Annotated in this window: 19 protein-coding genes; 6 read left to right on the top strand and 13 right to left on the bottom strand. The window is 69.6% G+C overall.

What is annotated here, in order from left to right; genetic code table 11:
- Positions 1 to 32: 32 nt before the first annotated feature.
- The 3 genes from murJ to N553_RS0106525 are packed head-to-tail and all read right to left on the bottom strand — an operon-like array spanning position 33 to position 4281.
- Positions 33 to 1682: a murein biosynthesis integral membrane protein MurJ gene (gene murJ / locus N553_RS0106535; RefSeq protein ID WP_028045863.1), complete on the bottom strand. Its 1650-nt coding sequence runs from the start codon at positions 1680 to 1682 to the stop codon at positions 33 to 35.
- The gene (locus tag N553_RS0106530) at positions 1679 to 3730 is read right to left on the bottom strand and encodes a DUF6049 family protein (protein WP_028045862.1); all 2052 of its coding nucleotides are present in this window, start codon (positions 3728 to 3730) and stop codon (positions 1679 to 1681) included. The genes murJ and N553_RS0106530 overlap by 4 nt, the downstream gene beginning before the upstream one ends.
- Complete coding sequence (locus N553_RS0106525) at positions 3727 to 4281, bottom strand: NUDIX hydrolase (RefSeq protein WP_081844399.1); 555 nt, start codon at positions 4279 to 4281, stop codon at positions 3727 to 3729. Before N553_RS0106525 ends, N553_RS0106530 begins: the two co-directional genes overlap by 4 nt.
- An 82-nt stretch (positions 4282 to 4363) precedes the next feature.
- On the opposite strand from N553_RS0106525, the gene N553_RS0106520 reads away from it, so the two are divergent.
- Positions 4364 to 5866, top strand: a complete 1503-nt coding sequence (locus tag N553_RS0106520; RefSeq protein ID WP_028045860.1) for a CCA tRNA nucleotidyltransferase — start codon at positions 4364 to 4366, stop codon at positions 5864 to 5866.
- On the opposite strand, the gene N553_RS21440 is transcribed toward N553_RS0106520, so the two are convergent.
- The 4 genes from N553_RS21440 to N553_RS0106500 form a co-directional block, all read right to left on the bottom strand.
- Positions 5853 to 7502, bottom strand: coding sequence for a SpoIIE family protein phosphatase (locus tag N553_RS21440; protein ID WP_034620731.1), 1650 nt, complete (start codon positions 7500 to 7502; stop codon positions 5853 to 5855). The two genes, N553_RS0106520 and N553_RS21440, sit on opposite strands and share 14 nt — an antisense overlap.
- The gene (locus tag N553_RS0106510; RefSeq protein WP_028045859.1) at positions 7499 to 8809 is read right to left on the bottom strand and encodes an MFS transporter; all 1311 of its coding nucleotides are present in this window, start codon (positions 8807 to 8809) and stop codon (positions 7499 to 7501) included. The genes N553_RS21440 and N553_RS0106510 overlap by 4 nt, the downstream gene beginning before the upstream one ends.
- Positions 8810 to 9057: 248 nt before the next feature.
- Positions 9058 to 10149: an inositol-3-phosphate synthase gene (locus tag N553_RS0106505; protein WP_028045858.1), complete on the bottom strand. Its 1092-nt coding sequence runs from the start codon at positions 10147 to 10149 to the stop codon at positions 9058 to 9060.
- Entirely contained in the window at positions 10146 to 10796 is a 651-nt protein-coding gene (locus tag N553_RS0106500) for a PadR family transcriptional regulator (RefSeq protein WP_028045857.1), read from the bottom strand. Before N553_RS0106500 ends, N553_RS0106505 begins: the two co-directional genes overlap by 4 nt.
- A 304-nt stretch (positions 10797 to 11100) precedes the next feature.
- On the opposite strand from N553_RS0106500, the gene N553_RS21435 reads away from it, so the two are divergent.
- The 5 genes from N553_RS21435 (at position 11101) to rplI (ending at position 15408) form a co-directional block, all read left to right on the top strand.
- Positions 11101 to 13527, top strand: coding sequence for a transglycosylase domain-containing protein (locus N553_RS21435; protein ID WP_034620727.1), 2427 nt, complete (start codon positions 11101 to 11103; stop codon positions 13525 to 13527).
- Between the two features lie 203 nt (positions 13528 to 13730).
- Positions 13731 to 14024, top strand: a complete 294-nt coding sequence (gene rpsF, locus N553_RS0106490; protein ID WP_034611334.1) for a 30S ribosomal protein S6 — start codon at positions 13731 to 13733, stop codon at positions 14022 to 14024.
- 78 nt (positions 14025 to 14102) lie between these two features.
- Positions 14103 to 14630, top strand: coding sequence for a single-stranded DNA-binding protein (locus N553_RS0106485; RefSeq protein WP_028045855.1), 528 nt, complete (start codon positions 14103 to 14105; stop codon positions 14628 to 14630).
- Positions 14631 to 14707: 77 nt separating this feature from the next.
- Entirely contained in the window at positions 14708 to 14944 is a 237-nt protein-coding gene (gene rpsR, locus N553_RS0106480) for a 30S ribosomal protein S18 (RefSeq protein ID WP_028045854.1), read from the top strand.
- Between the two features lie 14 nt (positions 14945 to 14958).
- Entirely contained in the window at positions 14959 to 15408 is a 450-nt protein-coding gene (rplI, locus tag N553_RS0106475; protein ID WP_028045853.1) for a 50S ribosomal protein L9, read from the top strand.
- A 73-nt stretch (positions 15409 to 15481) separates the two neighbouring features.
- On the opposite strand, the gene N553_RS0106470 is transcribed toward rplI, so the two are convergent.
- The 6 genes from N553_RS0106470 to N553_RS0106445 form a co-directional block, all read right to left on the bottom strand.
- Positions 15482 to 16201, bottom strand: a complete 720-nt coding sequence (locus N553_RS0106470; RefSeq protein ID WP_028045852.1) for an ABC transporter ATP-binding protein — start codon at positions 16199 to 16201, stop codon at positions 15482 to 15484.
- Positions 16188 to 17189, bottom strand: coding sequence for an ABC transporter ATP-binding protein (locus tag N553_RS0106465; protein ID WP_081844398.1), 1002 nt, complete (start codon positions 17187 to 17189; stop codon positions 16188 to 16190). Before N553_RS0106465 ends, N553_RS0106470 begins: the two co-directional genes overlap by 14 nt.
- On the bottom strand, positions 17186 to 18463 hold the full coding sequence (locus N553_RS21430; protein WP_081844397.1) for a branched-chain amino acid ABC transporter permease: 1278 nt from the start codon (positions 18461 to 18463) through the stop codon (positions 17186 to 17188). Before N553_RS21430 ends, N553_RS0106465 begins: the two co-directional genes overlap by 4 nt.
- Positions 18460 to 19500 carry a branched-chain amino acid ABC transporter permease gene (locus N553_RS0106455; protein ID WP_028045850.1) on the bottom strand — a complete coding sequence of 347 codons (1041 nt, stop codon included), beginning with the start codon at positions 19498 to 19500 and terminating at the stop codon, positions 18460 to 18462. Before N553_RS0106455 ends, N553_RS21430 begins: the two co-directional genes overlap by 4 nt.
- Positions 19501 to 19579: 79 nt before the next feature.
- Positions 19580 to 20815: a branched-chain amino acid ABC transporter substrate-binding protein gene (locus tag N553_RS0106450; RefSeq protein ID WP_028045849.1), complete on the bottom strand. Its 1236-nt coding sequence runs from the start codon at positions 20813 to 20815 to the stop codon at positions 19580 to 19582.
- A gap of 256 nt (positions 20816 to 21071) precedes the next feature.
- Positions 21072 to 22436 carry an MATE family efflux transporter gene (locus N553_RS0106445; protein ID WP_051640018.1) on the bottom strand — a complete coding sequence of 455 codons (1365 nt, stop codon included), beginning with the start codon at positions 22434 to 22436 and terminating at the stop codon, positions 21072 to 21074.
- Positions 22437 to 22679: the final 243 nt, after the last annotated feature.

Here is a 22679-nt window from a genome sequence, read left to right as displayed (position 1 = left end):
TTCACCACGTTGATCTGCGGGACCCCTGCATGCTAGCCGCGCCGACCGGGAAGCTTGCGAAGAATGGGCCCGAGCAGGCTGTCGAGCTCACGCACCCGCAAGCCGCGCAGCACGCCGACGTAGACGAGCGCCATCACGGTCCCGACGACGGCGCACTCGATCACCGAGGCGACGAACCGACCGGACAGCACCTGCGCGAGCAGCCACAGCACGGCGAGGCCGACCGCGGCCGACGCGAGGGCGGCCACACCTGCGCGGGTGTACATCCGCAGGACCCGCGACCCGTCGAGCGAACCGACCCGCCGGCGCAGGAGCACCTGCGCGTACAGCATGCCGACGACGTAGGACAGGCTCATGGCCAGGCCGATGCCGACCACCCAGTGCGTGGCCGGCAGGAAGGTCTCGGACGCCAAGGACCCCAGGGCCACGACCGCCGCCATGACGATCTGGATGGGCAGCATCGACCGGGCGTCCTCGTAGGCGTAGAACACGCGCTGGTACAGCGACCACACGCCGAAGGCCGGCAGTCCGACGATCATCGCCAGCGCGATGGGGGCGATGGCTTCTGCGGACTGGGACGCCGCCGTGAACAGCAGCACGCGGCACAGCGGAAGGGCGAGCACGGCGATCGCGGCGGTCGCGAACACCGTGAAGACGCCGACGATCCGGAGGCTGTTGGACAGGTTGCTGCGGACGCCGTCGGTGTCGTTGTCGTGCGCGTGCGCGGAGAGGCGCGTGAACATCGCGGTGGCCAGCGACACCGTCACCAGTGAGTGCGGCAGCATGAAGATGAGGAACGCCATGTCGTAGGCGTTGTTTCCGGCGACGGACCCCGGGGCTGCTCCGGCTGCGGAGTCGGGCGCGGCAGAGGCCACGTTCGACACCACGATGTAGCCCAGCTGTCCGACGCTGAGCCCAGCCAGCGTCCAGGTCGCAACCTTGCCCGCCGTGCCCAGACCCGACCCGCGCACACCCCAGCGCGGCCGGTAGTGGACGCCAGCCCGACGCAGGGCCGGCACGAGGACAGCGGCCTGGGCGACCACGCCGAGCGTCGCGGACAGTGCGAGGAACGCGGCCTGTCCTGAGCTCAGGTCGTCGGCCTGCACCACGCCGTTCCTCTTGACGCCCTGGAACAGGACGATGAACAGGATGAAGCCGACGATCGACACCACGTTGTTGACGACAGGCGCCCACATGTACGGCCCGAACGATCCTCTGGCGTTGAGCACCTGGCCCAGCAGGCCGTACGCACCGTAGAAGAACAGCTGCGGGATGCACCAGAACGCGAACGTCACCGCGAGCTGCGTCTGTGCCGGGTCCTGGAAGTCGGAGTAGAGGTCCACCAGGAGCGGTGCGGCGAGCGTGAGGGCGAGGGTGATCCCGAGCAGGACGGCGAACCCGAAGGTCAGCAGCCGGTCGACGTACTCCTGACCGGCGTTGCGCTTGTAGGCGCGAACCACCTGCGGCACGAGGATCGCGTTCAGCACACCGCCGATGAGCAGCATGTAGAGGATGTTGGGCAGCTTGTTGGCGACGGCGAACGCGTCGACGGCCTGGCCCGTGCCACCGATCGCAGTCGCGAGGGCCGTGGCGCGCAGGAACCCGAGGGCTCGCGACGCGGCTGTTCCCGATGCCATGACGGCGGCCCCGCGGCGCATCCCGCCGGTCGAGGTGTCGCTCATGAGTCTCCCCCGTCGCCCGGCACCGGCGCGGGCGGCTTGTCGATGTCGACCCGGCTGCCGCGACGTCCGCTCTGACCGCGCCGGATGGTGCGGATGATGCCCAGCACGATCCCGATGGCCAGCAGGACACCGACCACCTTGGTGCCGACCCCCTCGATCGTCGGTGTCACCCGGGCGGTGAACGCGACCGGCTCGGACACCGGTGTCCCGTCGGCCGAGGTCAGGCGCGAGACGACGACGACCTCGCAGTTGGCGCGGGCGTGCAGCGTCACGGGCACGACCTTCGTGCTCCGGGCCTCGACGGTGACGGTCGGGACGTCCTCCGCCTCGAGGCACGGCTTGCTCGGCTCGACGGTGAGCTGCACCGCGACGGGCACCGTGAGGTCGTTGGCCACGGTCATCCGGACGTCACCGGTGGAGCTGATGACGTTGACGTCGCTCAGGCGGCCGATGGACAGGCCGCTGGTCCGGGCGTTGACGTCGGCGAGCACACGAACCACCAGGTCCGCGCGCGGGACGGGCTGGCTGCGCCACGCCACCGCCAGGGGTGCGACGACCTCGGCGTCGACACCGTCGAGCAGCTGGCCGGGCTCGTCGGTGACGGTAGCGAAGGCGATCGCCCGGGACCGTGCCTCGGCCAGTGCCCCGACACTTTCGGGGGCGAGCTCGGCGGAGTCGTCGGTGCTCGCCGGGAGCGTCCCCTTCGCGGTCGGGACGTCGGGGTCCAGAAGCGTCGACGGATCGGCGAGGTCCACCCACGGCGCGCTCCCGAGCGCCGCCAGGAGCGCGGTGACGGACGTCGCGTCGGGTAGCCACTCGCGGCCTGCGGTCATCAACAGGTGCGGCCGGTCCGACCCGGTCTCTCGCGACACCACGGCCAGCTCGGCGAGCGCCCGCTGTGCGGTCGTCGCGGGCGTCGCCTGCGGGTCGACGGAGGCGGGGTCGGCGAGCAGGCCGCTGAGCCGGGCGTCCGGGACGAGCGCGTGCACGGTGCCGGCCGGCGTCCGCACCGCGGTGCGAGCCGACGTCGTCCTGCCATCCTTGAGCTCGTCGACCTGGACGGACCCTGGCGCGACGACCACCGCGGGCTGGTCGACCTGTGCCGTGACACCGATGGCCGTCTGGTCGAGGGTCTCGGTCGACGGGGCCCACAGGATCCCCGCTCCGTCGACCCCTGATGCGGCGGAACCGTCGACCGCGAGCCGCACGAGACCGGCCTGGTCCGCCTGGCCCGCCGCGCCGATGTCGGGATCCGACCACGGCAGGGTAAGGACGTCGTGGTGCGCGAGGTCCGCGTCGAACGACGCACCCCAGGTGTGCGCCTGATCGCTCCCGGACGCCGCCGACGCCAGGAGGGCAGGGTCGACGGCGACACCGATCCCCGGGCTGGCCGCCAGCACCGACGCGAGCTCGTCGAGGCGGCCGCCGGGCGCGACGAGGTCGTCGAGGGAGGTGGAGCGGGTCGTCAGCGGATCAGCGCCGGGGCCGACGACCGGCACGAGCACGGAGACGGGGGTGGGAGTGTCGTCGGCGTCGTCGGTGTACCAGAGCAGGAAGGTGCGTTCGAGGCCCACCCGGGAGCGGCCGTCCATCACCTCGACAGACAGTCCGCGCGGACCCCACGTGTCCGGCAGGTTCGTCAGCTGGATGTTCTTCGCCGGTACTCGCAGCTCGACGGAGGCGGACTGTCCGACCGCGAGAGGGCCGGGCACGGCGGACTCGGCGACCTGCGGGCAAGGGCGCTTCGACGTGCAGCTCGCTTCCGACGACCACGCCTCGACGTCGTCACGCGTGCTGATCAGGAACCGGCTGAGCCGCAGGATCGCGGTCGGCTCCTCGATGACGTCGGTGCCGGTGTTCGTCAGGGTGGCCCGAACGGTGAGCTCCTGACCGGGTCGCAGGACGGACGGCGAGATCTGGTCGACGTGCACGGTGACCGGGAGGTCGTCGTCGGGCGCGGCTCCGGCAGGTGCGGCAGCGACCGTGAGTGCAGCGCCCAGGGCCAGGGCCGTGCAGAGCACCCGGCGCAGCGTCGAACGCGCGCTCATGCCTCGTCGACGAGGACCAGCAGGGCCGCCTCGGCGAGCCGCCGCTCGTTGGGGTAGGCCAGGACGTCGTGCAGCTGGGCGACAGGGACCCACGCGGCCTCCTCGGCCTCGCTGTCCGGATCGCCCTCGACGGACAGGTCGCCACCGACCGCGCCGAGCAGGAAGTGGTGGACCACCTTGTGCACCCGGCGGTCGTCCCCGCTGAACCAGTAGTCGATGACGCCGAGCTGTCGCAGCACCGTTCCTTGGATGCCGGTCTCCTCCGCGATCTCGCGGACGGCCGCCTCCTCGGGCGTCTCGTCGCCTTCAAGGTGCCCCTTGGGCAGGCACCACTCGAGGCGCCCCGCACGGTTGCGTCGAGCGATCACGGCAGCGTGGTCCACGCCGTCACGTCTGCTGACCACGATTCCGCCGGCGGAGGTCTCGTCGACCACGGGAAGCGGTGCCGGTGCAGGTCTTGCCTGCGTCAGGTGCGGGTCGATGCGCAGCGCGTGGCCGCCCGGCGGCGCAGGTACGCCCCCGGGGAACGGTGGGCGCGCCGGGCTCGACATCCCGCCACTGTAACGACTCGGCGCTCGGGCCGAGGCCACCGTGACGGTGGAGCCGACCGCTGCGTCTGGCAGGCTTGGACGAGTGCCCGCCGAACAGCCCGAAACACCAGACACGCCCCAGGACTCCGAGCTTGCCGCCCTGCGTCGTCGAGCGCTAGGCGTCCTGAGCAGTCTTCCAGCCGACGCGTTGGAGCTCGGCGAGGTGTTTCGCGCGGCCGGGCACGAGCTCGCGCTCGTCGGTGGGCCGGTGCGCGACGCGTTCCTCGGGCGGGCCTCGGCGGACCTGGACTTCACGACGTCCGCGACGCCCGACGAGACTCTCGCGCTGCTGGCGCGGTGGGGCGACGCGCACTGGGACATCGGCAAGGAGTTCGGCACGATCGGTGCGCGACGGTTCGCGGGACGGCGATCGCGCAGTGCGCACGACGTCGTCGTCGAGGTCACCACGTACCGCACCGACGAGTACGACCCGGCGAGCCGCAAACCGCAGGTCGCGTTCGGTGACTCGCTCGAGGGGGACCTGTCGCGTCGCGACTTCACGGTCAACTCCATGGCGGTCCGGCTGCCTGACCTTGCGTTCGTCGACCCGTTCGACGGGCTGTCGGACCTGGCCCTGGGAGTCCTGCGCACGCCTGTGGACCCACGGCAGTCGTTCGACGACGACCCTTTGCGCATGATGCGTGCAGCCCGCTTCGCCGCCCAGCTCGGGTTCGCGGTGGATCCTGCCGCCCGGGCTGCGATCGTCGACATGGCCGACCGGATCGCGATCGTCAGCGCGGAGCGTGTGCGCGACGAGCTGAGCAAGCTGCTCGTGTCCTCGAGCCCACGCACCGGGCTGCAGGTCCTCGTCGACACCGGGCTGGCCGGCCACGTGCTGCCGGAGCTGCCCGCTCTGCGCCTCGAGATCGACGAGCACCACCGGCACAAGGACGTCTACGAGCACTCGCTGACAGTGCTGGACAAGGCCATCGCCCTGGAGACCGGCCCGGATGGCGCCGTTCCCGGCCCGGACCTGGTCCTGCGGCTGGCCGCCCTGCTGCACGACATCGGCAAGCCGCGGACGCGCAGGTTCGAGGCGGGCGGGGGCGTGAGCTTCCACCACCACGAGATGGTCGGCGCCAAGCTCGTCGCGAAGCGGCTCAAGGAGCTGCGGTTCGACAAGGCGACGGTGCAGGCGGTGTCCCGGCTGACCGAGCTGCACCTGCGGTTCCACGGCTACGGCGAGGGTGCGTGGACCGACTCGGCCGTCCGGCGCTACGTCACCGACGCCGGGCCGCTGCTGGAACGGCTGCACCGGCTGACGAGGTCGGACTGCACCACCCGCAACGTGCGCAAGGCGACGAGGCTGTCCGAGGCGTACGACGACCTCGAGCGCCGGATCGTCGTGCTGCAGGAGCAGGAGGAGCTCGACGCGGTCCGCCCTGACCTGGACGGCACGCAGATCATGGAGCTCCTGGGCATCACACCGGGGCGCGAGGTGGGCGAGGCCTACAAGTTCCTGCTCGAGCTGCGGATGGAACGCGGTCCGCTCGGTCCGGAGGCCGCAGGCGAGGAGCTCCTGGCGTGGTGGGCTAGTCGGTCCTGACGACGAGCAGGCACACGTCGTCTTCCTGGTGCGTGCCCACGAGGGTGGCCACGAGCTGGTCGCGGATCGTCGCCGCGGAGGCTCCCTCGGGCGTGACGGCGAGCTCGTCGGACAGGGCCACGATTCCTTCGCGCAAGCCGCGGTCACGGCGTTCGACGAGCCCGTCGGTGTACAGGACCAGGACCGCACCGGCCGGCACGACGACCGCAGCCTCGGCACCGCTCGGGCCGCTGACGCCGATCGGGGTGGACAGACCGCCGTCGAGGGGGATCACGGTGCCGCCCGGCAGGCGTAGCAACGGCGGCGGGTGGCCGGCCCTGGCGTAGGTGACGTGTGCACCGTCGTCGGCAGGAGTCCACCGCAGGTAGACGCATGTGGCTATGTCGGCGATGTCGAGCCCGCGGACCAGCTCGTCGGCGCGGGCCAGCACGGCACCGGGCGAGGAGCCTTCCCAGGCGTAGGACCGCAGCAGCGAGCGCAGCTGTCCCATCGCCGCGGCTGCTTGCAGGTCGTGGCCGACCACGTCTCCCACGGCGAGGCCCACCGTCCCGTCGGGCAGGGGCAGCACGTCGAACCAGTCGCCACCGACCTGGGCCTGGCGTGCAGAGGGGACGTAGGCGGTCGCGACGTCGACGCCCGGGATGGCGGTGATCGTCGGCAGCAGGGACTGCTGCAGCGTGAGGACGGCGGAGCGTTCCGCGACGAGGAGGCGGACGTTGTCGAGCGCCAGGCCGGCGCGGCGTCCCAGGTGCGCGGCGGTGACCACCGCGTCCGGGCTGAACTCGTCGACGTTGACCAGGCACAGGATGCCGATCACGCGGTCCCGGGCGCGCAGCGGTACGAGCATCGCCGACCCGAGCCCGAGCCGGTGCAGGAGCTCGAGCTGCACCGGTGTGGTGCGGCCGGGCAGCCTGGGGAGGTCGATGAGGTAGGGCCGCGCGACGAACCCTGGTGGGCTGTTCAGCGCCTCGTGGACCTTGGGAGACCGCGAGAGCCACCCGAGGCCCTCGCCTGCCAGCTGGAGGGCGAGGTCGCGGTCCTTCGGGTCGCTGGTCACGAGGTGCACGCGGGAGAAGCGTCCGCGCTCGTCCGTCATGGCGACGAACCCCCAGGTCGCCAGCGCCGGGATGGCGACGTCACCGAGCGTGTCGACCGCGGCGTCGTAGTCGAGGTTGCGGGCGAGCTCGTCGCTGACGCGCGCGAGCAGGTCGAGCCGCGCGCTCGCCCGCTCGTCGAGGCTGACCTCGAGGTCGCGCAGAGGCTCGGCGGGCAGGTCGGCGCTGAGGGCCGCCTGCACACCGATGAAGTGCGTAGTCGCACCCGTCTCGTCGTTCACCGGGCTGATCACGACCTGGTTCCAGAACGGCGAGCCGTCACGGCGGTAGTTGCGGACGACGGTGGCGATCGTGCGGCCCTCGTCCAGCGCCGTACGGATGCGGGCGACCTCAGTCGGGTCGGTCTCGGTGCCCTGGAGGAAGCGGCAGTTCCGGCCGAGCACCTCGTCCTCGGGGTAGCCCGTCAGCCGCGTGAACGCCGCGTTCACCCAGACCAGGGGGAGGTCCTTCGCACAGGCGTCGGCGATGGTCAGTGCGAGGTCGCTGTCCAGGACGGACCGCAGCGGCAGCTCGTCGGTCACGCGGCAACCGGTTCCTCGGCGACGGCCTTCGAGCCGACGCCGCGTGAGGCCAGGCCGAAGACCAGGGCGCTCACCACGTAGCCCACGGCCAGGATGACGAAGAGTCCTCGCGAGTAGCCGGTGTCCGGCAGCGTGAGCGCGCCGAGCGCGGCAGCTCCGACGAACGCCGCGTTGTAGAGGACGTCGTAGAGCGCGAACGCCCGGCCGCGGTAGAGGTCGTCGGTGTCCCGCTGCACGATCGTGTCCACCGCGATCTTGGCGCCCTGTGCCGCGAGCCCCAGCAGCAGGGCGGCGGCGAGCACCACGGCACGCGACGACGACGTCGCGAGCAGCAGCTGGCTGGCCGCGGCGAGCAGCAGGCAGGACACGATCCAGACCTGCGGTCCGGTGCGTCGCGCGACCACCGGTGTGACGATCACGGAGAGGAAGAACCCGAGCGCCGACGCCCCGAGAATCGTCGCGAACGTCTTCAGCCCGTCACTGGTGTCCGCCGGGTCGCTGAGCAGGTTGCGGGCGATGAGGATGCTCGCGATGAAGGTCACGCCGTAGATGAACCGGTGCACGGCCATGATCCCGAGCGCCCGGGCCGGTGTGCGGCGAGCGATCAGGTACCTGGCGCCGACCACGAAGCCACGGAAGATGAGACCGAGCTGGGCACGGAGCTGGGCGGCATCGGCACGCTCGTCAGGACCGAGCCGGTTCTTGCCCAGCCGCGTGGACAGGAGCGCTGCGGTCGCCATGACGCACGCCGCGACGATGAGTGCGGTCGCGTCACGCCCACGTCCCTCGGGGAGCACGAACCCGAGGACGAGCCCGACCGCGCCTCCCAGTCCAGCGGCGGCGGCGCCGAGCGTCGGCGTCAGTGAGTTGGCGGTGAGCAGGAGCGGACCGTCGACGGTGCGCGGCAGGGACGCGGACAGGGCGGACAGCAGGAACCGGTTGACCGAGAGGTTGGCCAGCGCCAGCACGTACACGGCAGGCGTCACGCCCGCCGTCAGCATGATGGTCGCGATCAGCGTCGTGAGACCGACCCGCACGAGGTTGCCGACGAACAGCACCTGCCGGCGGCGCCACCGGTCCAGCAGGACGCCGGCCCACGGTCCCACGATCGTGAACGGGAGCAGCAGCACAGCGAACGCGATCGCGACGCCGGACGCCGTGCTGGCCTTCTCGGGGGAGAAGAAGAACAGGGTGGCCAGCCCGACCTGGAACATGCCGTCGGCCGCCTGGCTGACCAGCCGGACAGCGAACAGCTTGCGGAAGTCCCGCAACGGCCACAGGGCCTTGAGGTCGGCGATCACCTGCACGCGGACATCCTCGCACCCGACTCCCCGCGCGTACCTCAAAACGCTGCCCGTGCGTCCACCGGCCGTCACCGCCGTGTTCGGGCGCCTGCGCCGAGCGCGCCGGTCATGCGACGACGAAAGGAGCGCACCCCGGTGCGGGGTGCGCTCCTTCTGTGTCGTTCACGGAGGTCGCGCTCGGGTGAGCGCTGCGCCGCCGTTGCGCTACGAGCGAGTGCGCTGACGCGCGATCACCGGTAGCTGCACCTCAGTCAGCGGTCGCGCTCGCCGGCGATGAAGGCCTCGAGCTCGGAGCGACCGAGGGTGTCCTCCATCTGGACCGGCGGGGACTTCATGAAGTACGTGGACGCCGACAGGATCGGGCCACCGACGCCGCGGTCCTTGGCGATCTTCGCGGCGCGCAGGGCGTCGATGATGATGCCGGCCGAGTTGGGCGAGTCCCAGACCTCGAGCTTGTACTCGAGGTTCAGGGGCACCTCGCCGAACGCGCGACCCTCGAGGCGGACGTAGGCCCACTTGCGGTCGTCGAGCCAGGCGACGTAGTCCGACGGGCCGATGTGGACGTTGCGGTCCTCCTTCTTGCCGCCCAGCGGGCCGGTCAGGTTGGAGGTGACGGCCTGCGTCTTAGAGAGCTTCTTGGACTCCAGGCGGTCGCGCTCGAGCATGTTCTTGAAGTCCATGTTGCCGCCGACGTTCAGCTGGTACGTGCGGTCCAGCACGACGCCACGGTCTTCGAAGAGCTTCGCGAGGACGCGGTGCGTGATGGTCGCGCCGACCTGCGACTTGATGTCGTCGCCGACGATCGGGACGCCGGCGGCCTCGAACTTCGCGGCCCACTCGGGGTCGGACGCGATGAAGACGGGCAGGGCGTTGACGAACGCGACGTTCGCGTCGATCGCGCACTGGGCGTAGTACTTCGCGGCGATCTCGGACCCGACGGGCAGGTAGCAGATCAGGACGTCGACACGGGCCTCGCGCAGGGCGGCGACGATGTCGACCGGCTCGGCGTCCGACTCCTCGATGGTCTCGCGGTAGTACTTGCCGAGACCGTCGTTGGTCACGCCACGCTGCACGGTCACGCCGAGCGGCGGGACGTCGGCGATCTTGATGGTGTTGTTCTCGGAGGCGCCGATGGCCTCGGAGAGGTCGAAGCCGACCTTCTTCGCGTCCACGTCGAACGCGGCGACGAACTCGATGTCGCGGACGTGGTAGTCGCCGAACTGCACGTGCATGAGACCCGGCACGGTGCTGTTGGCGTCTGCGTCGGCGTAGTAGTGCACGCCCTGGACAAGCGACGCGGCGCAGTTGCCGACGCCGACGATGGCGACGCGGATGGAGGTCATCCTCGCTCCTTCTCGGTGGTTCGCGGTGGTACGACGTCGTCGTCACCAGCGGTGGTGTCAGCAACGGCCGGATGGCCGGTGCCTGCAGGACGGGTGCGACGTACGCCGCGCTCGTTGTCGATCAACCCGTCGAGCCAGCGGACCTCACGCTCGACCTGTTCGAGGCCGTGCCGCTGGAGCTCGAGGGTGTACTCGTCCATGCGCTCGCGGGTGCGGGCGAAGGACTGGCGGACCGTCTCGAGACGTTCGGTCAGGCGCGTGCGCCGACCTTCGAGGATCCGGAGCCGGGTCTCGGCGTCGGTCTGCGCGAAGAACGCGAACCGGACGTCGAAGTTCTCGTCCTCCCAGGTGGCCGGCCCGGACGAGGCAAGGATCTCCTGGAGGTGTTCCTTGCCGTCGGCGGTCAGCTGGTAGACGATACGTGCGCGCTTGGACGCCACGGTGTGGGGTGCGACGACGGACTCTGTGCCCTGGATCCAGCCGCGGTCCACGAGTGACTTGAGGCAGGGGTAGAGCGAGCCGTACGACAGTGCCCGGAACGAGCCGAGCACGAGGTTGAGGCGCTTGCGCAGCTCGTAGCCGTGCATGGGAGCTTCGTGCAGCAGCCCGAGGATTGCCGGTTCGAGCACGTCGGAACGACCGCGCACGGGCACCTCCTCTGCTTGCTGTCGACTCTCGATGTATCAACTCGATACATCTGGAGAGTATGTCGAGTCGAGCGAAGAGGGCAAGTCCCGTTCCCGTGAGGTGACCTGCGCCACATCTGGCCGCCCGTCTGCGGCGGGCCTCGGGGCAGGCGGTAGTGATCGTGTGAAGGGTGGGCGCCCAGGCCCGACGGCCCAGGGTTCGCCCAGCAGAGTCCTCCATACTGGGCACCGTCGGCAGAGGCCTGCCCGGAATCACCGGGGCCTCACGTCGCCGCGACCACACTGATCGACGGAAGGCACCGCGTTGGCAAGCACGAACCGAAGGGCCACGCCCGCACGCAGCAGGCGCAGCGCCCCGCGCGGGTCGAAGCGCCGTACGGGTCCCACGCAGAAGACGAAGTTCTTCGACTACCCGCGCACCGGCTTCCACGGCCTGCACCGCTGGCTTCCGTCGTGGCGCGTCCTGGTCGGGACCATGCTCGGCGTGGCATTCCTCGGTGCCGGTGTCGTCGTCGCGGCGTACGCGTTGATCGAGGTGCCCTCCGCGTCGGCGGACGACGTCAAGATGCAGACGACCACCGTGTACTTCGCCCCGCACGACGACGGCACGCCTGGCTCCGTCATGGGGACGTTCGCCACCCAGAAGCGCACGATCGTCGACGACTACAACTCGCTCCCCGTGTACGTGGGGCAGGCGACGGCGGCGTCCGAGGACAAGACGTTCTATACGAACAACAACGGCATCTCGATCACCGGGATGGGCAGTGCCCTGATCGACAACCTCAAGCACGGCACCTCGCGCGGCGGCTCCACCATCACGCAGCAGTACGTCGAGCGGTACTACGTCGGCACGACGACGACCGACTACGTGGGCAAGGCCAAGGAGACGCTCATGGCGATCAAGATCGCCAAGACGCAGACCAAGCCCGACATCATGCTCAACTACCTGAACTCGATCTACTACGGTCGCGACTCCTACGGGATCCAGGCCGCCGCAAAGTCGTACTTCGGCGTCGACGCCTCGGCACTGACCGTCGAGCAGGCCGCGCTCCTTGCCGCGGTGATCCCGTCGCCGAACAACTGGGACCCGGCCAACAACCCGAAGAAGGCCGAGGCCCGCTGGAACATCGTCCTCGACTCGATGGTGGAGCAGGGCTGGGTGACCGGCGAGGCACGTGCCGCCATGGTCTTCCCGCCGACGATCCAGTACGTCGAGTCCAACACCATGGCCGGCACGAACGGCTACCTGCTCGACATGGTGCGCAAGGAGATGCTCAAGACCTACGACGTCTCCGACGACGAGCTCAAGCGCAGGGGCTTCTCGATCGTCACGACCATCAAGGAAGACATGCAGAACGCTGCTGTCGACCAGGCCACCCAGTTCGCCGCCGGCACGCTCGAAGGCCAGGACGGTGCGGTCCCGAACGAGGACATCCGCGCGTCGATCTCCACGATGGACCCGTCGACCGGCGGGATCCTGGCCCTGTACGGCGGACCTGACTTCCTCGTGGACTCCCGCAACCGGGTCGCGTACGACAAGATCCAGGCGGGCTCGACGTTCAAGCCGTTCACCCTGACCGCCGCCCTGGAGCAGGGCGTCCCGCTCACCACCAAGTTCAGCGGTCGCGACGACATGAAGATCCCCGGCTGGGACCCGAACGGCGACAGCATCGTCGGGAACTTCGGCAACGAGTCGCTGGGGACGATCGACCTGGTGAAGGCCACCGCGGAGTCGGTCAACACCGTGTACGCGCAGCTCAACATGCAGGTCGGCTCGGACAAGACCGCCGACGTGGCCGCGCGGGCCGGTGTGCCGGACCCGGAGATCAACAACGCCAACGTGCTCGGCACCGAGACGGTTCGCCCGCTCGACATGCTCGACGCGTACGGGACGCTGGCCTCGGGCGGGACGCACCACACGGCGCACATCGTCGCCACGGTGAACGACTCGAAGAAGAACGTCGTGTTCAGCGCCGACACCAAGGGCGTCGAGGTGTTCGCCCCGGACGTGATGGCGGACGTGGCCTTCGCGATGCAGCAGGTGGTGCAGGACAAGCACGGCACGGCGCATCAGTGGATCAGCCCGCTCGACCGCCCGATCGCCGGCAAGACCGGAACCCAGCAGGAGCAGAAGTCGGCATGGTTCATCGGCTTCACGCCGAACGTCGTCACCGAGGTCTCCCTGAGCCAGCAGGTCCACGAGGAACCGCACGCCGGCACCGTCACGATCGACTACGTCAGCAAGCTGGCGTCGAAGAAGCAGGGCGTCACCGGCGGTTCCGTCCCGGCGTTCCTGTGGCAGTCGTACATGAAGAACGTCTTTGCCATGCCGAGCTACGCGACGGTCATGGAGTTCCCCGAGCGCGCGAACGTCGGCGGCAAGGTGAAGCCGACCGCGGCGCCCGAGACGACGACACCGGCTCCCGCGCCGGTCGAGACGCAGCAGGCGCCGACGCAGGTCGCCGTGCCCTCGGGCATGGAGGGCAAGCTCGAGGCTGACGCCACGGCGACGGTCGTGAACGCGGGTCTCGTCCCGACCATCACGGCAGAGTCCTCCGACACGGTGACCACCGGTCGCGTCATCCGTGTCGACCCGGGCGGCGGGACGGTGCTGGACAGCAACGCGACCGTCACCCTCGTCATCTCGACGGGCCCGAAGCCTGCCCCGACGCCGACCCCGACCCCGACGCCGCCCGCCCCGGCCCTTCCCGCGGCACCCGCCGCACCCTGATCCGCTCCTGGGCCGCCCGGCCAGCGCACAGTCGATTTCGGCAGGTGCCCTGCGCCGGGTAGCCTTGGGGGCTGCTGTGCCCGCAGGTTCCGCCGCCATCGGCGGGAGGTGCGGGCGTCGTCGGACACCGGCGACGCGCAGCGACGCACAAGAACCCTCCTGCCACGGATCGACCGTGGCCGCTGAGACCAGAGGAGGTGGGTATGAGCCTGCGTCAGTACGAACTCATGATCATCCTTGACCCCGAGATCGAGGAGCGCACCGTTGCTCCGTCGCTCGACAAGTACCTGACGGTCGTCAAGACCGACGGTGGCACTGTCGACAAGGTCGACATCTGGGGCCGTCGCCGTCTGGCGTACGACATCCAGAAGAAGTCCGAGGGCATCTACGCCGTCATCGACTTCCACGCGACTCCCGCGACCGCCAAGGAGCTCGACCGTCAGCTCGGCCTCAACGAGGTCGTCCTGCGGACCAAGGTCCTGCGCGCCGACGCCTGATCTTCTGCATGTGGGTGGTCGCACGTAGCGTCCGCTCCCACGTCAACTGACTGATTCCGAACGAGCGAGGAGCTGGGTATGAGCGGTGAGACCGTCATCACGGTGATCGGGAACCTGACCGGGGATCCCGAGCTGCGCTTCACCCCCTCGGGGGCTGCTGTCGCGAACTTCACCGTCGCGTCCACCCCCCGCACGTTCGACCGCCAGAGCAACGAGTGGAAGGACGGCGACACGCTGTTCCTGCGCTGCTCCATCTGGCGGGAGGCGGCCGAGTCGGTCGCCGAGTCACTCACCAAGGGCACCCGCGTCATCGTGACCGGCCGGCTCGTGCAGCGCTCGTATGAGACCCGCGAGGGCGAGAAGCGCACCGTGTACGAGCTCCAGGTCGACGAGGTCGGCCCGTCCCTGCGCTACGCCACGGCCAAGGTCACCCGGACTCAGCGTTCGGGTGGCGGCGGCGGTGGCTTCGGCGGAGGCGGCGGTGGCGGCTACAACGGTGGCGGCGGTGGCTCCAGCGGTGGTGGCGGCAGCCAGCAGGACGACCCGTGGGCCACGCCCACCGGTGGGTCCGGCGGCGCCGGCTACTCCGACGAGCCTCCGTTCTGATCGGCGCCTGACTTTTCGACACTCCCCATCCCTGGGCACGGCAACGCCCAGGGCTCCAGCAGACAAGGAGCACCACGATGGCCAAGGCCGTGGTCCGCAAGCCAAAGAAGAAGCTGAACCCGCTCAAGGCGGCGAAGATCGACGTCGTCGACTACAAGGACACTGCGCTGCTGCGCAAGTTCATCTCTGACCGCGGGAAGATCCGCGCTCGCCGAGTGACCGGTGTGTCCACCCAGGAGCAGCGCGCGATCGCGCGCGCCGTCAAGAACGCCCGCGAGATGGCACTCCTGCCGTACTCGTCGTCGGCACGCTGAGAGAGGAGACCATCATGGCGAAGATCATCCTGACCCACGAGGTCACCGGTCTCGGTGAGCCCGGCGACGTGGTCGAGGTCAAGGACGGGTACGCCCGTAACTTCCTCGTCCCGCGCAACCTTGCGACGCCCTGGACCAAGGGCGCCGAGAAGGACGTCACCGCGATCCGCAAGGCCCGCAAGGCCCGCGAGATCGCCACGCTCGACGACGCCAAGGCGATTCGCGACTCCCTTCAGTCGAAGGCTGTCGTCGTCACCGCCAAGGCCGGCGAGTCGGGCCGTCTGTTCGGTGCCGTCACGACCGCCGAGATCGCCGAGGCGGTCAAGAAGTCCGGCGCACCGCAGATCGACAAGCGCAAGGTCGAGATCGGTCAGCCGATCAAGGCCCTCGGCGAGTACAAGGTGTCGGTCCGTCTGCACGCAGACGTGGCCGCGACGGTGACCGTCAAGGTCGTCGCAGCCTGAGCTGAGCACGCACGACGAAGCCCCGCCCTCCATCAGGAGGGCGGGGCTTCGTCGTACCGGGTGAACGGTCTGGCTAGGCGACGCCGAGGTAGGCCTGCTTGACGGCCGGGTCGGCGAGCAGCTCCTTGCCGCCGCCGCTCGTGATCACCTCGCCGCTCTCGAGGATGTAGGCGCGGTCCGATCGCGACAGCGCCTGCTGAGCGTTCTGCTCGACCAGGAGGATCGTGGTTCCGGTCGCGTTGATCTCCGTGATGATCCGGAAGATCTGCTGGATGACCAGCGGGGCGAGGCCCATCGACGGCTCGTCGAGCAGCAGGAGCCGTGGACGGGCCATGAGCGCGCGGCCGATCGCGAGCATCTGCTGCTCGCCTCCCGACAACGTTCCACCGACCTGCGTCCGACGCTCCTCGAGCCGTGGGAAGAGCTCGAACACGCGCGCCAACGTCGAGTCGTGCTCGGCCTTGGTGTCGAACGTGCGGGCGTACGCGCCCATCTCGAGGTTCTCCATGACGGTCATCCCCGGGAAGACGCCACGGCCCTCGGGGGCCTGGACGATCCCGGCGAGGACGCGCATGTGCGCCTTCATCTTGGTGATGTCCTGGCCGTCGAACCAGATCGACCCGGTCGACAAGGGCCGGATGCCGGAGACGGCACGCATCGTGGTCGTCTTGCCCGCGCCGTTGGCGCCGATGAGCGTGACCAGCTCACCTTCCTCGACGGTCAGGGAGATCCCCCGCACCGCCTCGATCCGTCCGTAGGCGACGGTCAGGTCCTTCAGCTCAAGCAGTGGCATCGTCGGGCACCCCCAGGTAGGCGGCGACGACGGCCGGGTCCGCGGAGACGTCCGCGGGTAGGCCGTCGGCGATCTTGCGGCCGAACTCCAGGACGACGACCCGGTCGGTCACGCCCATCACGAGGCGCATGTCGTGCTCGATGAGCAGGACCGTGAACCCGTCGTCGCGGATCTTGCGGATGAGGTCCATCAGCTGCTGCTTCTCGGCGGGGTTGAACCCTGCGGCGGGCTCGTCGAGGCAGAGCAGCTTGGGTTCCGTGGCGAGCGCGCGCGCGATCTCAAGCCGGCGCTGGTCACCGTACGGGAGGTTGCGGGCCTGCTGGGTCGCGCGCTTGCCGATGCCGACGAACTCCAGCAGCGCCATCGCGCGCTCCAGCGCGTCACGCTCCTCGGCGCGGTGGCGACGGCTGCGGAACACGGCCCCGGGGACCGACGTCCTGTGCCGTGCGTCGGTGCCGACCACCACGTTCTCCAGGGCCGTCATGTCGCTGAACAGCCGGATGTTCTGGAACGTGCGGGCGATGCCGAGCCGGGTGATCTGGTTGCGCTTGATCGCGCCGATCGTCTTCCCGTCGAACACGACGCTTCCCGACGACGGCCGGTAGATGCCCGTCATGGTGTTGAAGCACGTGGTCTTGCCGGCGCCGTTGGGACCGATCAGGCCGAGGATCTCGCCGCGGCGGATGTCGAACGAGACGCCGTCCAGCGCGGTGAGGCCGCCGAACTTCACGGTCACGTCGTTCATCGAGAGCAGCGACTGGCCGACCTCGGTCTGGATCGCGCGGTCGGGCGCGATCATCTCGGCGACCTTCGTCGGGTCGGCGAGATCGGGGTTCACGTCCGCGACGTCGACCCCTACCGCGAGCTCGACCTCCCCGTCGGGCAGGTAGATCTCGTTCAGGTCCGCGCGCGTGGTGATCGTGTCGTCGGGCGCGCGGAACTGCTCGTCGTCCTCCGACCCCGCGCCCATGCCTCCGGGAGTGCTCATCGGGTGCCTCCCTTGGTGTCGTCGCCCGACGGCGTGGCTGTGGCCGGGACCGGCGTCTTGGCCGCGAGAGCCGCGGCAGCCAGGTAGGCGCGCCGCGACGCGACGTAGACCTGGCGACCGTAGGTCAGCAGCTTCTGCCGCGCCGGGAACAGGCCCTGTGGCCTGAAGATCATCAGGACCATCAGGGCGATCCCGAAGAACAGGTACTTGTAGCTCGCGATCTCGTCACCGTTGATCGGGATGCCGAACAGCTGCGTGCGCCCGAGGAAGAAGTTCGGCAGGTACACGATGATGAACGCGCCTGCGATGACGCCCAGCTTGTTGCCCTGCCCGCCGAGCACGACGGCGCAGAGGAAGAGCATCGAGTTGATGACGTTGAACGTGGACGGGACCACGAACTGGACCTGCCCGGCGTAGAGCGCTCCGGAGAGGCCACCGATCGAGGCGCCGATCACGAACGCCCACAGCTTGAACTTGAAGGTGGGCACGCCCATGATCTCGGCGGCGTCCTCGTCCTCGCGGATGGCGACCCAGGACCGTCCCACGCGGGACCGCTCCAGGTTTCCGACGATGACCAGGACGATGATGATCAGCACCATCGACAGCCAGAACCAGAACGCGCCGGAGTTTAGCGGCGGCGTGGTGTTGCCGGCCGAGAAGACGCCGTTGGGTCGTTCCTCGCTGACGCCGGCGACCGGGTAGGCGATCTGCGACAGACCGCGTCCACCGCCGGTCAGCTCGGTGAGGTTGTCGGCGAGGAGCCGCACGATCTCACCGAACCCGAGGGTGACGATGGCCAGGTAGTCGCCGCGCAGACGCAGGGTCGGCGAGCCCAGAAGCAGGCCGGACAGTGCGGTCACCGCGATCGCGATCGGGACCACAGCCATCCAGGCCCAGTCCGTGGAGAGCCAGTCGTCGGTGAGGTTCCACGGGCTGTCCGGGCTGGTCAGCAGCCCGACGGTGTAGGCGCCGATGGCGTAGAAGCCGACGTACCCGAGGTCGAGCAGACCGGTCTGGCCGACGACCACGTTGAGGCCGATCGCGAGCAGCGCGTACATGCCGAACTGCGCGAGGACGCTACCGAAGTCGGTGCCCACCGTCGTGATGACGGGCAGGCGCAGCACGGGAAGGAGTGCGATGAAGATGATGATCGGGGAGCCGACCAGCCACTGCGTGTGGCGTGGCAGGGCGTCCCACCACATGCGTAGCCGGTCACCGAGGCCGAGGTGCAGGCTGTCGGCGGCGGTGGTGCTGGTCGAGACGTCGCTGCTCATGCTCGTGCCCTCCCGAGGGACTCACCCAGGATGCCGGTAGGTCGGAACATGAGCACCAGCACCAGCAGGACGAACGCGACGACGTCGCGCCACTCGGTCCCGAAGACTGCCTGGCCGTAGAGCTCCATGACGCCCAGCAGGAGGCCACCGAGCAGGGCACCGCGCAGGTTGCCGATCCCGCCGAGGACGGCGGCGCTGAAGGCCTTGATGCCGAGGATGAACCCCCCGGAGTAGATGATCCCGCTCGGCACGCGCAGCGTGTAGAAGAGGGCGGCAGCGCCGGCGAGGACACCGCCGATGAGGAACGTGAGCATGATGACGCGCTCCCGGGACACGCCCATGAGCGTTGCCGTCACGGGGTCCTGGGCGACGGCGCGGATACCGCGGCCGAACTTCGTCGCGTTGATGAACCGGTCCGTGATGAACGCCAGGACCAGGGCCGAGACGATGATCGCGATCTCGATGTTGGTGACGGTCGCGCCGAAGATGCTGAAGACGTCCACCGGCTCGACGAGCCGGATCGGCTGCTGGGCGTTGACGCCGCCGAGCTTCCCGTTGGTCAGCTTCGGGAGCACGAAGTGCACGAACTCCTGGATCACGAACGAGGCGCCGATGGCGGTGATGAGGAACACGAGCGAGGGTGCGCCGCGCTTGCGCAGCGGCCGGTACGCGACCCGCTCGAGCCCGACGGCCGATCCGCCGGCGACGATCATGCCGCCGATCAGGGCGATGCCGAGGTAGAGGATCGTCATCGGGATGCCCTCGTTGTACGCGTTCCCGCTCGGCGTGAAGCCGAGGAGCAGGAGGGTCCCGTACACGCCGAACATGCCGAGCATGAAGATCTCGGAGTGTGCGAAGTTGATGAGGCGCAGAACGCCGTACACGAGGGTGTAGCCGACGGCGACGAGCGCGTAGATCGAGCCGTAGGTCAGGCCGTCGATGGTCAGTGCCCAGAAGTTCCGAGCTAGTGCGCCGAGGTCGAACCCGATCATCGGGTCGGCAAGGACCTGCGCGCCTGCGTGCAGGACAGAACTCATGGGACTCCTTGAGCGGGGGGTGCGGGCGAGAGTACGTCACGACGGCCGGGTCCAGGTGGACCCGGCCGTCGTGTGCGCGCTACTTGACCTGGTAGATCCAGATCAGGGCGGAGGCGAGCTCGCCCGTCGACTCCCACTTGTAGTGGCGGGCCAGGCCGTCACCGTCGTAGTTCTTCACGAAGTCGACGAGACCGGCACGGTCCGTGACGCCCGAGTCGATGCCCAGGAGCATGATCGTGGCCAGGTCATAGGCCTCGACCGAGTAGACGCCCGGGGCCGCGTTGAACTTGGCCTGGTAGTCGGTGGCGAACTGGTCCGGCGCGGGGCCGCACGGGCAGGACAGGTAGGCGTCCTTGGCGGCGTCGCCGGCCTGCTTGACGAACTGCGGGTCGTTGCTGCCGTCAGCGGAGACGAAGGCCGCCGTGACGCCGCTCTCCTTGAGCTGCGAGGCGAACGGTGCACCCTCGGCGTAGTAGCCGGCGTAGAACACCGCGTCCGGCTCCTCACCCTTGATGACCTGGACTGCGGCGGAGAAGTCCTTGTCGCCGGTCTTCACCTTCGCGGCGCAGCTGGAGTCGGCTGCGTCACCGAGTCCCGTGGTGATCTGCTCCGCGAGGCCCACGCCGTAGTCGGAGTCGTCCTGGACGACGCAGACCTTCTCGAACTTGAGCGTGTTGACCAGGTAGGCCGCGACGGACGGGCCCTGGACCGCGTCGTTGGCCAGACCGCGGAAGAAGTTGTTCCAGCCGTTCTTGGTCAGGTCCGGGTTCGTGGCCGAGGCGGTCAGCGAGAGCAGACCGGCCTGGTTGAAGACCGGGCCGACGGCCTTGGTCTCGCCGGAGAACGCCGGGCCGAGGAGCCCGATGATCGAGGTGTCGGCGACGATCGTCGGCGCGACCTGCGTGGCCTTCTGCGGGTCACCCTCGGTGTCGAACTGCTTGATGGAGACCTGGCAGTCGGGCGAAGCGGCGTTGTGCGCGTCGATGGCGAGCGTCGCGCCGTTGAGGATGTTGATGCCGAGCGCGGCGTTCGGGCCCGTGAGGGCACCGGCCATGGCGATCGTCACCGGGGCGCACGTCGCGCTCCCGTCGCCGGCCGGGTTGGCGGGCGTGCCGCTGCTGTCGGCCTTGACCTCCGTACCGTCCTGGTCGACCTGGACGAGGGGCTGGATCGAGAGCTCTGCGGAGCCACCCCCGGTCGAGGATGCGCTGGAGTCCGATCCGGAGTCCGTGGACTTGGACGAACACCCGGCGACGGCGAGGCCGACTGCAAGGACGAGCGCCGTTCCCGCAAGGCGCGGAGTCGATCTACGCATGTGATACCTCCGTGGATGTGCGTGGCCGCCCTTGAGGGCGGTCCGTTTCCCGACGGTGCCGGGGCTGAAGGAAAGGTAAGCCAGTGGGGTTACCGGGGCGTTTCGATTCACCCCGAAACCTGGTGTCGAATCGAGAACGCGCAGGTCACAGAACGATAACGATGCCGTCGTCGACGGTGTTCGGGGACGACAGCCTTGGCGTACCCCGCCGCGCGCAGTCTGACGCTTTGTCGTTCCGAACGCCAGCGCCGAGCCGTCAGGCGCCGGTGACCAGCCATCGAGAACCGCGGGCGCGCAGGCCTGTGGAGACGGCCCGCGCGAGCATGAAGACGCCCGCGAACGCCGCCCACAGCCAGGCCAGCCCTGCGACGGCATCGGGCGGGGAGGCATGCTGGACGGCGAGGGCGCAGGGCACGTAGACCGTCAGCGTGCCGATGCCGGCCCAGGCGAGGAACCGTCCGTCGCCGGCGCCGATCAGGACACCGTCGAGCACGAACGTCCAGCCGGCCATCGGCATGGTCAGTCCGGCCACGACGAGGGCGCCGGCGGCCGCGTGCTGCACGGCCTCCGACGACGTGAACACCGGGACGTACAGCCAGGCCAGCCCTCCGAGGACGACACCGAGCGCGGCACCCGCCCCGACACCCCACTGCAGGGTTCGGCGCAGGAGGGTGCGCACCAGTCTCACGTCGGACGCGCCCAGCGCGTGCCCGACGAGGGCCTGGGCCGCGATGGCCAGCGCGTCGAGCGCGAACGCCGCCAGACCCCAGACGGCGCCCACGACCTGGTGCGCGGCGAGCGGGACGGGACCGAGGCTCGTCGCGACGACGACCGTGAGCAGGATGGCCAGCCGCAGCGACAACGTGCGGACGAACAGAGGAACGCCGGCGCGGGCGTTGGCCAGGATGCCGCCGACCGCGGGCCCCAGGGACGCACCGACCTTCCGGGCGCCGCCGACGACGACGACGCTCAGCGCGATGCCCATCGCCACCTGTGTGAGAGCCGTCCCGAGCCCGGAGCCCGCGATGCCCATGCCGACCCCGTAGACGAGCACGATGTTGAGGATCGCGTTGCCGACGGCGCCGACGCTGGCGACGACCAGCGGCGTCCGCGTGTCGAGGAGCCCGCGCAGGGCGCCGGTCGAGGCGAGGACGAGGAGCATGCCAGGCAGGCCGGGAGCCGACCACCGAAGGTAGGTCACCGCCTGCGTCGCGACCTCGTCGGAAGCTCCCAGAGCGTCGATGAGCCACGGCGCCGCCAGCCAGGTGGCGACGGCCAGCACGAGGCCCAGACCGAGCGCCAGCCACATGCCGTCGACCCCGAGCTGCAGGGCGCCCGCGGGGTCACCGCTGCCGAGGCGCCGCGCGACGGCCGCGGTAGTGGCGTAGGCGAGGAAGACGCACAGGCCGATGACGGTGATGAGGACGGTCGACGCGAGTGCGAGGCCGGCCAGCGGGGCGGTTCCGAGGTGGCCGACGACGGCGGAGTCCACGAGGACGAACAGCGGTTCGGCGACGAGTGCACCGAGCGCTGGGACGGCGAGGGCCAGTATCTGCCTGTCCACGCCCGCAGGTGTGTGTCCGACTGGTGAAATCGCGGCCAACCTTTCCTCGATCCACAGGAACCGCTCGGCGTTTGCGCCGGTCCCGGCGTCGGGCGCGGGCGAAACCTGCCCGTCATCCACATGTCTGTCCACGGCCTGTGGGCAACTCGCCAAGGTTATCCACAGACCATCGACAGGTTTGGTCGCCCGTCCACAAGGCCGCTCACAGGCATTCGTGGCTTCGTTTGGACGCACGCCCAAAGGCGCCTACCGTCCAAGAGCGAGGTCGAGAACGGGCCTCGCACGGGCCTGAGTGTCAGT

This window comes from Cellulomonas sp. URHE0023, assembly GCF_000688475.1.
GTDB lineage: Bacteria > Actinomycetota > Actinomycetes > Actinomycetales > Cellulomonadaceae > Cellulomonas.
This window is presented reverse-complemented; position numbering and strand designations above follow the sequence as displayed.